The following is a 13,277-nucleotide window of genomic DNA, read 5'->3' on the forward strand; positions in this document are numbered from 1 at the left end:
CCGGACCCGGTCGTATCAGTCGCTTTCGGCTTCGAGGTTGCCCTCCGTGTCCAGGTACACCTGGCGCAGCGACTCCAGCACCTGCGGGTCCGGCTTCTCCCACATGCCGCGGGACTCGGCCTCCAGCAGCCGCTCCGCGATCCCGTGCAGGGCCCAGGGGTTGGCCTCCTCCAGGAAGGCGCGGTTCTCCGGGTCCAGGACGTACGTCTCGGTCAGCTTGTCGTACATCCAGTCCGCGACCACGCCCGTCGTGGCGTCGTAGCCGAAGAGGTAGTCGACCGTGGCGGCCAGCTCGAACGCACCCTTGTAACCGTGGCGGCGCATCGCCTCGATCCACTTGGGGTTGACCACGCGGGCGCGGAAGACGCGGGAGGTCTCCTCCACCAGCGTGCGCGTCTTGACCGTCTCCGGGCGGGTCGAGTCGCCGATGTACGCCTCGGGGGCCGTACCGCGCAGCGCGCGGACGGTGGCCACCATGCCGCCGTGGTACTGGAAGTAGTCGTCCGAGTCGGCGATGTCGTGCTCGCGGGTGTCCGTGTTCTTCGCCGCGACCGTGATCCGCTTGTAGGCGGTCTCCATCTCGTCGCGCGCCGGGCGCCCTTCGAGACCGCGGCCGTACGCGTACCCGCCCCACACCGTGTAGACCTCCGCGAGGTCGGCGTCGGTGCGCCAGTCGCGGGAGTCGATCAGTTGCAGGATGCCCGCGCCGTACGTGCCCGGGCGCGAGCCGAAGATACGGGTCGTGGCCCGCCGCTCGTCACCGTGCACGGCCAGGTCCGCCTGCGCGTGGGCCCGTACGAAGTTGTCCTCCGCGGGCTCCTCCAGCGAGGCCGCCAGCCGGACCGCGTCGTCCAGCAGGCCGATGACGTGCGGGAACGCGTCGCGGAAGAAGCCCGAGATGCGCAGGGTCACGTCGATGCGCGGGCGGCCCAGCTCGGCGAGCGGGATCGGCTCCAGGCCGGTGACGCGGCGCGAGGCCTCGTCCCAGACCGGACGGATGCCCAGCAGCGCCATGGCCTCGGCCACGTCGTCGCCGGAGGTGCGCATCGCGCTCGTGCCCCACAGGGACAGGCCCACGGAGGCGGGCCATTCGCCGTTGTCCGTGCGGTAGCGGGTCAGCAGCGAGTCGGCCAGCGCCTGGCCGGTCTCCCACGCGAGGCGGGAGGGGACGGCCTTCGGGTCGACGGAGTAGAAGTTGCGGCCGGTCGGCAGCACGTTGACCAGACCGCGCAGCGGGGAGCCGGACGGGCCCGCCGGGACGAAGTTGCCGTCGAGCGCGCTGACGACGTGGGCGATCTCGTCGGTGGTGGCGGCCAGGCGCGGGACGACCTCGCGGGCCGCGAAGTCCAGTACGGCCGACACGTCCGCCGAGAAGCCGGCGGCGACCGAAGCCACCGCCTCCGGGGCCCAGTTCGCGTCCTCCATCGCCTGGACCAGCGCGCGGGCCGTCTCCTCCGCCTCGTCGGCGGTGGTACGGGTGGCCGCGGACTCGTCCAGCCCGAGCGCCTCGCGCAGACCCGGGAGCGCGGTCGTACCGCCCCAGATCTGGCGGGCGCGCAGGATCGCCAGGACCAGGTTGACGCGCGAGTCGCCGGTCGGGGCGCCGCCCAGGACGTGCAGACCGTCGCGGATCTGGGCGTCCTTGATCTCGCAGAGCCAGCCGTCGACGTGCAGCAGGAAGTCGTCGAAGCCGTCGTCGTCGGGGCGCTGCTCCAGACCCAGGTCGTGGTCGAGCTTCGCCGCCTGGATCAGCGTCCAGATCTGCGCGCGGATCGCCGGCAGCTTCGCCGGGTCCATCGCCGAGATCTGGGCGTACTCGTCCAGGTGCTGCTCCAGGCGCGCGATGTCGCCGTACGACTCCGCGCGCGCCATCGGCGGCACCAGGTGGTCGACCAGGGTGGCGTGCACGCGGCGCTTGGCCTGCGTGCCCTCGCCCGGGTCGTTCACCAGGAACGGGTAGATCAGGGGGAGGTCGCCGAGCGCGGCGTCGGGGGCACAGGCCGCCGACAGGCCGGCGTTCTTGCCCGGCAGCCACTCCAGGTTGCCGTGCTTGCCCAGGTGGATCATCGCGTCGGCGCCGAAACCGCCGTCCTCCGCGCGGGCCTGGATCCAGCGGTACGCGGCCAGGTAGTGGTGCGAGGGCGGCAGGTCCGGGTCGTGGTAGATCGCGATCGGGTTCTCGCCGAAGCCGCGCGGCGGCTGGATGAGGATGAGCAGATTGCCGCGGCGCAGGGCCGCGAGGACGATGTCGCCCTCCGGGTTGGCCGAGCGGTCCACGAACATGTTGCCCGGGGCCTCGCCCCAGTGCTGCTCCACGCTTTCGCGCAGCTCGGCCGGGAGCTCGGCGAACCAGCGCTTGTAGTCGGCCGCCGGGATGCGGACCGGGTTGCGGGCCAGCTGCTCCTCGGTGAGCCAGTCCTGGTCGTGGCCGCCGGCCTCGATCAGGGCGCGGATCAGCTCGTCGCCGTCGCCGGACACCAGGCCCGGGACGTCCTCGACGGGGCCGAAGTCGTAGCCGCCCGCGATCAGCGTGCGCAGCAGCTCCACGGCACTGGCCGGGGTGTCGAGACCGACCGCGTTGCCGATGCGGGAGTGCTTGGTCGGGTACGCGGAGAGGACCAGCGCGATCTTCTTGTCGCGGCGCTCGATGTGGCGCAGCCGGGCGTGGCGCACGGCGATGCCGGCCACGCGGGCGGCCCGCTCGGGGTCGGCGACGTAGGCGGGCAGCCCGTCCTCGTCCAGCTCCTTGAAGGAGAACGGGACGGTGATCAGCCGGCCGTCGAACTCCGGGACGGCGACCTGGGTGGCGGCGTCGAGCGGGGACAGGCCCTCGTCGTTCTCCTCCCAGGCGCTGCGCGAACCCGTCAGGCACAGGGCCTGCAGGATCGGCACGCCGAGGCCCGCGAGCGCGCCCGCGTCCCAGGACTCGTCGTCACCGCCGGCGGAGGCGGTGGCGGGCTTGGTGCCGCCGGCGGCCAGGACGGTGGTGACGACCGCGTCCGCGGACTCCAGCTCGGCGATCAGCTCCGGCTCGGGGGTGCGCAGGGAGGAGACGTACAGGGGGAGCGCCTGCGCGCCGTGGGCCTCGATCGCCTCGCACAGGGAATGCACGAAGGCGGTGTTGCCGCTCATCTGGTGCGCGCGGTAGTAGAGCACGGCGATCCGGGGACCCGTCGTACTACCGGGCGTGCGCTCCAGGGGGCCCCAGGTGGGGGAGGCCGCCGGGGGCTCGAAACCGTGGCCGGTCAGCAGCACCGTGTCGGAGAGGAAGCGCGCCAGCTGGTCCAGGTTGGCCGGGCCGCCGTGGGCGAGGTAGCCGTGGGCCTCGGCGGCGATGCCGATCGGCACGGTCGAGGCTTCCATCAGCTGCGCGTCGGGGGCCTGTTCGCCGGTCAGGACGACGACCGGACGGGTCTGGCCAGGGGCCAGGAGCAGGTCGAGGCCGTCCTGCCAGGCGCGCAAGCCCCCGAGGAGGCGTACGACGACCAGGTCGGCGCCTTCGAGGAGACCGGGGAGGTCGTCCAGGGGGAGGCGGGAGGGGTTCGCGAACCGGTACGGGACGGGGCCGTCCGCCGTGTTCGCGGCGCGAGCGCTGAGCAGATCGGTGTCGGACGTCGACAGCAGCAGGATCATGCGGCGGCAGGCCTTCCTCGGGGTTTCCGCGCCCCGGGCAGTGAGGACAGCGGGAGTTCCTGACTCATCCGGGGCCGGGGCCGCGGATTCACAGTGGCGGGACCGCGCCGGATTCGCACCGGGCTTCCTCCCATGTCGCCGTCCTCGGCGATGGCGGGCCTGTTGGCCGCCGAGGCCATCCTAGGTGCCGGGAGCCGTGGCCGGGAGCCGGGGTCGCGGGGCCGGGTGTGGCCGGTTCGGGGTGGTGATCGACACAGGGGGTGGGCGGAGAATCGTGGGTATGCTCGCCGCCATGCCCACGCCCCCTTCCGCCGTAGCGCGGGACGAACCCGTCATACGGGAACGCGGCGACGCCTGCCCAGGCGCGCTGCGCCTGCACGCCGCCGACGACGGGTACCTGGCGCGGGTCCGGATTCCGGGCGGACTGCTCGGCATTCAGCAGGCCTCCGTGCTCGGCCTCGCCGCCGACCGGTTCGGGGACGGGCACCTGGAACTCACCTCGCGCGGCAACGTCCAGCTGCGCGGGCTCGCCGACGGCTGCCAGGCCGGGCTGGCCGAACTGCTGGACGCCGCCGGGCTGCTCCCCGCGCCCGGCCACGAGCGGGTACGGAACATCGTGGCGACCCCGATGTCCGGAATCCTGAGCGCGGGACGGCCCCACGTGGTGCCCTGGGTCCTCGAACTCGACCGGATGCTCTGCGCGAGCGCGCGCGCCGCCGCGCTGTCCGGGCGGTTCCTCTTCGCCCTCGACGACGGGCGCGGCGACGTCGCCGCGCTGGGCCCCGACGTGACCGCGCTCGGCCGGACCGGCGGCCGCGCGCTGATCCGGCTCGGCGCCGCCGCCGACGCCGTGGAAGTGGCCGAGCCGGACGTGCCCGCGGCGGCACTGCTGGCCGCCGAGTACTTCCTCGACACCGCCGACACGGCCGGCACCCGCGCCTGGCGGGTGTCCGAGCTGCCCGCCGAACACACCCTGGAAGCGGCGGAGTTCACCGTACGACTGGCTGCCGCGGGCATCGACGCCACGCACATGCCCGAGGTGGAGTGGCCGTACGCGCCGCCGCCGCGGCCGTGGGGACCCGGCACGGGCAACAAGACGCCCCTGTGCGTGCTGCCCCCGCTCGGCCGGCTGACCTCCGAACAGTGGCGGCTGCTGGTGCGCGTCGCCGACCGGGGAGGCGGCGCGCTGCGGGTCACCCCGTGGCGGAGCATCATTCTCTCCTCGGCGAGCACCCGGCGGCCGGTCAACGGCTACGCCCAACTCCTGAGCGCCGGCCTGGTGGTCGGGCCCGACGGCCCCTGGGAGTCGGTGACCGCCTGCACCGGGCGTCCCGGCTGCGCCAAGTCCCTCGCGGACGTACGCGCCGACGCGCGGGCCCTCGTGGAGGAGGCGCGCGGGGAGCTGCCCGTGCACTGGTCCGGCTGCGAACGGCGGTGCGGGCATCCGCGGGGCACCGCCTGGGTCGACCTCGTCGCCACCCCCGACGGGTACCGGCTCGACGGGCACCCGGTGCCACGGAACGAACTTGCAGGGGCTGTCGCCGAAGCGCGCAGCCGACCCCCAGTGTCCGAAGACGCAGTGAAGAAATGAGCGAGTACACCGTGTTCGAGTACGAGAAGGACGGCGCCGAGATCTACCGCCAGTCCTTTGCCACGATCCGCGCCGAGGCGGACCTCTCCGGGCTGCCCGCCTCGGTCGCCCAGGTCGCGGTGCGCATGATTCACGCCTGCGGGATGACCGACCTGACCCGGGACCTGGGCTACTCGCCCGAGGTCGTCCTGCGGGCGCGCGCCGCCCTGGAGGCCGGCGCGCCGATCCTGTGCGACGTGCAGATGGTCGCCAGCGGGGTCACCCGCAAGCGGCTGCCCGCCGACAACCAGGTGATCTGCACCCTCTCCGACCCGGCCGTTCCGGAGCTCGCCGCGAAGATGGGCACGACGCGCAGCGCCGCCGCCCTCGAAGTCTGGCGGGACCGGGGCCTGTTGGAGGGCTCGGTGATCGCCGTCGGGAACGCGCCGACCGCGCTCTTCCGGCTGCTGGAGATGATCGAGGAGGGCGCCCCGCGCCCCGCCGCCGTCATCGGCGTCCCCGTCGGCTTCATCGGCGCCGCGGAGTCCAAGGACGCCCTCGCCGAACACCCCTCCGGGCTCGACCACTTGATCGTCCGGGGCCGGCGCGGCGGCAGCGCCATGGCCGCGGCCGCCGTCAACGCCATCGCGAGCGTGGCCGAATGAGCGGGGCAGGCACCGTTCCGGGGCGTCTGTACGGAGTCGGGCTCGGCCCCGGCGACCCCTCGCTGATGACGCTGCGCGCCGTCGAGGTCATCGGGGAGGCGGACGTCGTCGCCTACCACTCCGCCCGCCACGGCCGCTCGATCGCCCGCTCGATCGCCGCGAAGCACCTGCGCGCCGACCACATCGAGGAGCCGCTGGTCTACCCGGTCACCACCGAGACCACCGACCACCCCGGCGGCTACCAGGGCGCGATGGAGGAGTTCTACGAGGCCTCCGCCGCACGGCTCGCCGTCCACCTGGACGCCGGCCGGACCGTGGCCGTGCTCGCGGAGGGCGACCCGCTCTTCTACGGCTCGTACATGCACATGCACAAGCGGCTCGCCGACCGCTACGAGGCCGAGGTGATCCCCGGGGTGACCTCGGTGAGCGCCGCCGCCGCGCGGCTCGGCACCCCGCTCGTCGAGGGCGAGGAGGTGCTGACGATCCTGCCCGGCACCCTCTCCGAGGAGGAGCTCACGGCCCGGCTCGCCGCCACCGACTCCGCGGTCGTCATGAAGCTCGGCCGCACCTTCCCCACCGTGCGGCGCGCGATGGAGAACAGCGGCCGGCTCGCCGAGGCGCGGTACGTGGAGCGCGCCACGATGGCGGGCGAGCGGACCGGCGTCCTCGCGGACACCGACCCCGAGAGCGTCCCCTACTTCGCAGTCGCCGTCGTGCCCAGCAGGATCGGCAACCCCGGCAGCGTGCCCTCCGGACCGGGTGAGGTCGCGGTCGTCGGCACCGGCCCGGCCGGGCCGCTGTGGCTGACCGCCGAGACCCGCCGGGTGCTGGCCGACGCCGAGGTGCTCGTCGGGTACACGACCTACCTGGACCGGGTGCCGGTCAAGCCGGGCCAGGTCCGGCACGGCTCCGACAACAAGGTCGAGTCCGAGCGGGCCGAGTTCGCGCTCGACCTCGCGCGGCGCGGCAAGCGGGTGGCCGTGGTCTCCGGGGGTGACCCCGGGGTCTTCGCCATGGCCACCGCGGTCCTGGAGGTCGCGGGGCAGGACGAGTACAAGGACGTGCCCGTACGGGTGCTGCCCGGGGTGACGGCCGCCAACGCCGCGGCCGCCGCGGCCGGCGCGCCGCTCGGCCACGACTACGCCACCATCTCGCTCTCCGACCGGCTCAAGCCGTGGGAGGTCATCGCGGAGCGACTGCGCGCGGCCGCGGCGGCGGACTTGGTTCTGGCCCTGTACAACCCGGGCTCGCGCAGCCGGACGTGGCAGGTCGCGCAGGCGCGGGAGCTGCTGCTGGAGCTGCGGGCGCCCGAGACCCCGGTGGTCGTCGCCCGCGACGTGGGCGGCCCGGAGCAGTCGGTCCGCATCGTGACGCTGGCCGAACTGGAGCCGTCCGAGGTGGACATGCGGACGATCCTGCTGATCGGGTCGTCGCAGACGCAGGTCACGCAGCGGGCGGACGGGTCGAGGGTGACGTGGACGCCGCGGCGGTACGGGTGATCCTGGTCGGTTGACGGAGTGCGGGGGGCCGGGGCGGTGTGCGGCTCCGGGCTCCCGTGCCGGGTCCGGTGGGCGGGTGCGGGTGGTGTGCCCTGCGGGGCGTGGTCCCCTACCCGCCCTTCGCCCGTTCCCCGGGCTCCGCCCGGACCCGTTGCCGGGGGCCGGCCCCCGTGCAGCGGCGCCGCACCGGCGAAAGGGGGCCGGGGCGGAGCCCGGGGAACGGGGGAAGGGTGGGGAGGGGATCAGGCCCCGCGCAGCGGATGGCCCGCAGGCGGGGCCGGGCTCAGTCGGACAGCCAGTCCCGGACCGCCCCGACCGACGGGGTCTGCCGGACGCCCTCGGGGACCGGGGGCCGGCGGACCACGAGGACGGGGATGCCCGCCTCGCGGGCCGCGGTGAGTTTCGGGGCCGTCGCGGGGCCGCCGCTGTCCTTCGTGACCAGGAGGTCGATGCGGTGGCGGGCGAGGAGCTCTCGCTCGTCGTCCAACGTGAACGGGCCCCGGGCCAGCAGTACTTCGAGGCGCGGCGGGGCCGGAGCGTCCGGGGGATCCACCGAACGCACCAGGAACCAGGGCTCGGTGAGGTGCGCGAAGCTGTGCAGGCCCATCCGGCCCGTGGTCAGGAAGGCCCGGGAGCCGAGGCCCGGCAGCAGCGCGGCCGCCTCGTCGAGGGAGTCCGCGAAGTGCCAGTCGTCCCCGGGGCCGGGGGCCCAGCCGGGGCGGCGCAGCGCGAGGAGCGGTACGCCCGAAAGGGCCGCGGCCTCGGCCGCGTTGAAGCTCATCCGCTCCGCGAAGGGGTGCGTGGCGTCGACCAGGTGCGTGACCCGGTGCTCCGCGATCCAGGCAGCCAGCCCGGCGGGACCGCCGAAGCCGCCGATCCGGGTCTCGCCGGGCGGCAGCACCGGGGAGGCGACCCGGCCGGCCAGCGAGGTGGTCACCCGGTACGGGGCTCCGTCCTCCCCGGCCGGCGCCTCCGAAGCCGTCAGCGCCTCCGCGAGGCGGCGGGCCTCGGTGGTGCCGCCGAGGATCAGGACGTGCGGGCGGCCGGGGACGCGCCCCCGGCCGGTACCCGGATCAGCAGGCATGCCGGTCGCGCTCGGCGGAGTACAGATGGCTGTCGCGGAACTGCTCGGCGCCCAGCGTGCGGCCCACCAGGATGACGGCGGTGCGCACCAGTCCGGCCTCCTTCACCTGCCCCGCGATGTCGGCCAGCGTCCCGCGCAGGATCAGCTCGTCGGGGCGGCTGGCCATCGCGACCACCGCCGCCGGGCACTCGGCCCCGTAGTGCGGCAGCAGTTCGTCCACGACCCGGTCGACGTAGCGGGTCGCCAGGTGGAGTACGAGGAGCGCCCCGCTGCGGCCCAGCGTGGCGAGGTCCTCGCCCGGCGGCATGGGCGTGGCCTGCTGGGCGATCCGGGTCAGGATCACGGTCTGGCCGACGGTGGGGACGGTCAGCTCCCGCTTCAGCGCGGCCGCCGCCGCGGCGAAGGCGGGGACGCCGGGTACGACCTCGTACGGGATGCCGACCGCGTCGAGCCGCCGCATCTGCTCCGCGACGGCGCTGAAGACGGACGGGTCGCCGGAGTGCAGCCGCGCCACGTCCTGGCCGGCCTCGTGCGCGCGCACGCACTCGGCGACGATCTCGTCCAGGTTCAGCTGCGCCGTGTCGATCAGACGGGCGTCCGGCGGGCATTCGGCGAGCAGTTCGCGCGGGACCAGGCTGCCCGCGTACAGGCAGACGGGGGCGGCGGCAAGCCTCCGGGCTCCGCGCACCGTGATCAGGTCGGCGGCGCCGGGGCCCGCACCGATGAAGTACACGGTCATGTCGTTTGATCCACCGTTTCGGGTTCTTCGGGCTTTTCGAGCGTTTCGGGAACGTGGGGATGGGGCTTGGTGACCGACCACTGGGTCACGGGCATCGCCTGGCGCCAGCCCGTGAAACCGCCGACCGGCACGGCGTGCGCGACGGCCAGCTTCACCAGTTCGCCGCCGTGGCGGCGGTAGCGCTCGGTGAGGACGGCCTCCGACTCCAGGGTGACCGTGTTGACCACGAGCCGGCCGCCGGGGGCCAGCGCCTCCCAGGCCGCGTCCAGCAGGCCCGGCGCGGTCAGGCCGCCGCCGATGAACACCGCGTCGGGGGCGGGCAGTCCGGCGAGGGCCGCGGGCGCGGAGCCGGTGACCACGCGCAGGCCCGGCACGCCGAGTGCCGCCGCGTTACGGGTGATCCGCGCGGCCCGTTCGGCCACCCGCTCCACGGTCACCGCGCGGCAGGAGGGGTGCGTGCGCATCCACTCGATGCCGATGGAGCCGGAGCCGCCGCCGATGTCCCACAGCAGTTCGCCGGGGGCGGGGGCCAGCGCGCACAGGGTGGCGGCGCGGACGTGGCGCTTGGTGAGCTGGCCGTCGTGCTCGTAGGCGGTGTCGGGCAGGCCGGGGGTCGCACCGAGCCGGGGCGCGTCGGCGGCGGGGTCGCGGCGGCAGTCGACGGCGACGACGTTGAGGGGGTCGCCGGGGGCGTGGTCCCAGCTCCGGGCGAGGCCCTCGTACGCGTCCTCGCGCTCGGAGCCGAGCTGTTCCAGGACGCGCATCCGGCTCGGACCGAAGCCCCGCTCTCGAAGCAGAGCGGCGATCTCGTTCGCGGTCACCGCTCCGGCGCTCAGGACCAGCACCCGACGGCCCTCGTACAGCGCGGCCGCGAGCCGGGCCACCGGGCGGCCGACGACGGTGACCACCTCGGTGTCCTCCACCGGCCAGCCCAGGCGCGCGCAGGCGTACGACACGGAGGAGGGGTGCGGCAGGACGTGCAGGGCGGCCGGGCCGAGCTCCTCGGACAGCGCGCGGCCGATCCCGTAGAACATCGGGTCGCCGCTGGCCAGCACCGCGATCCGGCGGCCCGCGTGCTCGGCCATCAGCTTGGGCACGGCCGGGCGCAGCGGGCTCGGCCACGCCACGCGGGTGCCGCCGCACTCCTCGCGGGGCAGCAGGTCCAGCTGCCGGGGCCCGCCGATCAGTACCTCGGCCCCGGTGAGCGCGGCCCGCGCGGGGGCGGTCAGCCCGGCCCAGCCGTCGGCGCCGAGGCCGACGACCGACACGGGTGGGGAGGGCGGTGCGGAGCTCACTGCGGAACCTCGGGGTGCGGGGAGGGGATGGACCCGCAGCCTACTGGTCCGACCAGGGGGGAACGGGTCCGGGGGCCGGTCCGCGCTGCGGGGCTCGGTGCCGGGCCGGGGGCGGGGCCGGGAGTAGGGTGCGGGGGCCGGTGGGCCGATGGGGGTGCCGGGGAGTGGGAGGGGTGGCGTCGTGGGGTGGAAGGCTGCGGAGATACCGGATCAGAGCGGGCGTACGGCCGTGGTCACCGGGGGCAACAGCGGGATCGGGTACTTCGCCGCGCGGGAGCTCGCCCGGCACGGGGCCGCGGTCGTCCTGGCCTGTCGCAGTGGAGCGCGGGGCCGGGCGGCCGAGGTCGGGCTGCGGGCCGAAGTGCCCGGCGCCGACGTGCGGTTCATGCAGCTGGACCTCGCGGACCTGTCCACCGTGCGGGAGTTCGCGACGGAGTACGGCGAGCGGTACGAGCGGCTCGATCTCCTCGTCAACAACGCCGGGGTGATGGCCCTGCCGTACGGCCGGACCGCCGACGGGTTCGAGACGCAGTTCGGGGTCAACCACCTCGGCCACTTCGCCCTCACCGGACTGCTCCTGCCCGGGCTCCTCGCCGCCGGGCCCGGGGCCCGGATCGTGAACCTCTCCAGTGGCTTCCACATGCTCGGCGACGTGGATCACGAGGACCTCAACGGCGAGCGTCGGTACCGGCGCTGGATCGCCTACGGCCGCTCCAAGACCGCGAACCTGCTCTTCACCCACGAGCTCGCCCGGCGCCTCGCGGCCGCCGGCTCCGAGATCGTCACGGCCGCCGCCCACCCCGGCTACGCCTCCACCAACCTGCACGTCGGGGCGACCCCGCAGGCGGGTACCACCCTGACCTCGCGGATCGCGGTCGCCGCCAACACCCTGGGGAACACCGTCGGCAACGCCGTCATCGCGCAGTCCGCCGCCTCCGGCGCGCTGCCCACGCTGTACGCGGCCACCGCGCCCGGGGTCCGGCCGGACGAGTTCATCGGTCCGCGGCTCGGCTGGCGCGGGGCGCCCGCCCGGTCCTGGCGGGCGAAATGGACCCTGGACGACAAGTCCGGCGAACGGCTCTGGGCCGCCTCCGAAAAGCTCACCGGAGTCTCGTACGCGTCCCTATCGCGTTGAATCCCCGGGGGTTAGCTTGCTACTCGCCAGTCACTTCAGGCTGTCGGGCCGCATCCCCCGGGAGAGCCATGCGCAGATCCGTCCTGCCCGTTCCCCTGCCCGTTTCCCTGCTGTTCCCGCTGCTCGCCGCCACGCTCGCCGCGCTCGTGGCGGCCTTCCTCGCCGCCCCGCCGGCGCGGGCCGCCGCGAGCGCGCAGCAGCGTACGCCGGTCGTCCTCGTCCACGGCTACGGGGACACCGCCGCCTCGCTCGACGGCCTCGAGGACCACCTGCACGCGCAAGGCTGGCTCTCCAGCGACCTCGCCGAGTTCGGCTACGACTGGGCGGCGACCAACGACTCCAACGCCGCCCGCTTCGGGGCCTTCCTCGACGAGCGGTTCGGCGGTCGGCAGGTCAATGTGGTCGCCCACAGCATGGGCTCGTTGCTCACCCGCAAGTACCTGAAGGACGGCGGGAGTTCGAAGGTCCGTACCTGGGTCTCGCTCGGCGGGCCCAACCACGGGGCGGGCGACGCCGCGCCCTGCGGCCCCTTCGGCACCTTCTGCGACATCCACGCCGCCTCCCTCGCCGACATGGCCCCCGGCAGCGCCTTCCTGGGCTCCCTCAACGCGGGTGACGAAACGCCGGGCGCCACCCGCTACACCACCTTCAGCTCCACTTGCGACCAGCAGATCCCGCCCGGCGACAGCCGAGCCCCGCGCTCCACCGAACTGGCCGGCGCCGTCAACCACGTGCTCCCGGTCGGCGACAGCGGCTGCCCCTCGCACTACGGGCTGCTCGGCAACGACTGGATCCGCCGGCAGATCGTCGCCGAGTTCTCCAAGGACCCGGTGACCCAAGTCGACCTGAAGACAGGCCCGTTCCGCATCACCGTGGACTCGGCCCGCTTCACCTCCGCCGGCGAGAGCGGCCCCGAGCTCTACGACGGCCTCACCCTCACCACCGACGGGACCGCCCGCACCCTGTGGCACCGCGACCGGAGCGGCGCCACCGCCTTCCCCGACCACGACCCCTGGTTCGGGCTCGACGACTCCACCCGCAGCCAGGTCTTCGGCTCCGGCGCCACCATCACCGCCTACCTCACGGACGCCGATTACAGCGCCGGGAACAACGACGACGTGATGGCCGCCGGCCGCGTCCACTGGGATCCGGCCCTCGGCTTCGGCCGGTTCACCGCGAGGATGCTCGGCGTGGACGGCGGCGAGGCGTCCGTCACCTACACCGTCACCCCGGTGCAGGGGGTCCCCGCCTGCCGGGTCCGCGTGGACCGGGCGGAACTGACGTACTTCGACGACGGTACGACCAGGCCCGCGCTGTACGGGGACATCGCGGTCCGGACCGGCGACGCCGCGCGGACCGCCGTGTGGTCGCGCTCCTCCTCGAACCCGTCGGCCTTCCCCAACAAGGGCGCCCGCACCGACCCGGACCCGTACTTCTACCAGCAGGTCGGCTCGGGGGCGGCGTACGGCCCCGGACCGTTCGAGATCGGCGTGTACCTCTGGGACTACGACGCCTCCTCCGCCGACGACCTGGTCGCCCGGGGCACGGTGGCCTGGGACCCGTACACCGACCGCCCGGGTACCCGTACGAGCGATTTCCGCGGGGACGACGACGGACACGTGAAGGTCACCTGGACCGTTCTGTGCCCCTGACCCGG

The 13,277-nt window shown here is 74.4% G+C and carries 9 protein-coding genes and 1 riboswitch; of the genes, 5 read left to right on the forward strand and 4 right to left on the reverse strand.

The window, feature by feature from the left end:
- Positions 1-15 precede the first annotated feature (15 nt).
- The gene (gene cobN / locus ACWGDE_RS08015) at positions 16-3,633 is read right to left on the reverse strand and encodes a cobaltochelatase subunit CobN (protein ID WP_453388144.1); all 3,618 of its coding nucleotides are present in this window, start codon (positions 3,631-3,633) and stop codon (positions 16-18) included.
- 40 nt (positions 3,634-3,673) lie between these two features.
- Positions 3,674-3,798, reverse strand: a riboswitch (cobalamin riboswitch).
- Positions 3,799-3,925: 127 nt separating this feature from the next.
- Between cobN and ACWGDE_RS08020 the strand changes: the two genes are divergently transcribed.
- Genes ACWGDE_RS08020 through ACWGDE_RS08030 form a run of 3 tightly spaced genes read left to right on the forward strand, consistent with a single transcriptional unit; the run spans position 3,926 to position 7,367 of the window.
- Entirely contained in the window at positions 3,926-5,224 is a 1,299-nt protein-coding gene (locus tag ACWGDE_RS08020; protein ID WP_453388145.1) for a cobalamin biosynthesis protein CobG, read from the forward strand.
- Between the two features lie 11 nt (positions 5,225-5,235).
- On the forward strand, positions 5,236-5,868 hold the full coding sequence (locus tag ACWGDE_RS08025; protein WP_453388160.1) for a precorrin-8X methylmutase: 633 nt from the start codon (positions 5,236-5,238) through the stop codon (positions 5,866-5,868).
- Entirely contained in the window at positions 5,865-7,367 is a 1,503-nt protein-coding gene (locus ACWGDE_RS08030; RefSeq protein WP_453388146.1) for a precorrin-2 C(20)-methyltransferase, read from the forward strand. Before ACWGDE_RS08025 ends, ACWGDE_RS08030 begins: the two co-directional genes overlap by 4 nt.
- Positions 7,368-7,650: 283 nt before the next feature.
- Here ACWGDE_RS08030 and ACWGDE_RS08035 read toward each other — a convergent pair whose 3' ends face one another.
- From ACWGDE_RS08035 to cbiE, 3 genes are read right to left on the reverse strand one after another with little or no spacing between them, the layout of a single operon-like run.
- Positions 7,651-8,451: a cobalt-precorrin-6A reductase gene (locus tag ACWGDE_RS08035; protein ID WP_453388147.1), complete on the reverse strand. Its 801-nt coding sequence runs from the start codon at positions 8,449-8,451 to the stop codon at positions 7,651-7,653.
- Positions 8,441-9,190, reverse strand: coding sequence for a precorrin-4 C(11)-methyltransferase (cobM, locus tag ACWGDE_RS08040; RefSeq protein WP_453388148.1), 750 nt, complete (start codon positions 9,188-9,190; stop codon positions 8,441-8,443). The genes ACWGDE_RS08035 and cobM overlap by 11 nt, the downstream gene beginning before the upstream one ends.
- The gene (gene cbiE / locus ACWGDE_RS08045) at positions 9,187-10,485 is read right to left on the reverse strand and encodes a precorrin-6y C5,15-methyltransferase (decarboxylating) subunit CbiE (RefSeq protein ID WP_453388149.1); all 1,299 of its coding nucleotides are present in this window, start codon (positions 10,483-10,485) and stop codon (positions 9,187-9,189) included. The genes cobM and cbiE overlap by 4 nt, the downstream gene beginning before the upstream one ends.
- A gap of 148 nt (positions 10,486-10,633) precedes the next feature.
- On the opposite strand from cbiE, the gene ACWGDE_RS08050 reads away from it, so the two are divergent.
- Positions 10,634-11,620: an oxidoreductase gene (locus ACWGDE_RS08050; RefSeq protein WP_453388150.1), complete on the forward strand. Its 987-nt coding sequence runs from the start codon at positions 10,634-10,636 to the stop codon at positions 11,618-11,620.
- 68 nt (positions 11,621-11,688) lie between these two features.
- Positions 11,689-13,272 (forward strand): esterase/lipase family protein, encoded by a 1,584-nt coding sequence (locus ACWGDE_RS08055; protein WP_453388151.1) that lies wholly within the window; start codon positions 11,689-11,691, stop codon positions 13,270-13,272.
- Positions 13,273-13,277: the final 5 nt, after the last annotated feature.

The sequence above is a fragment of the Streptomyces sp. NPDC054956 genome, assembly GCF_053609185.1.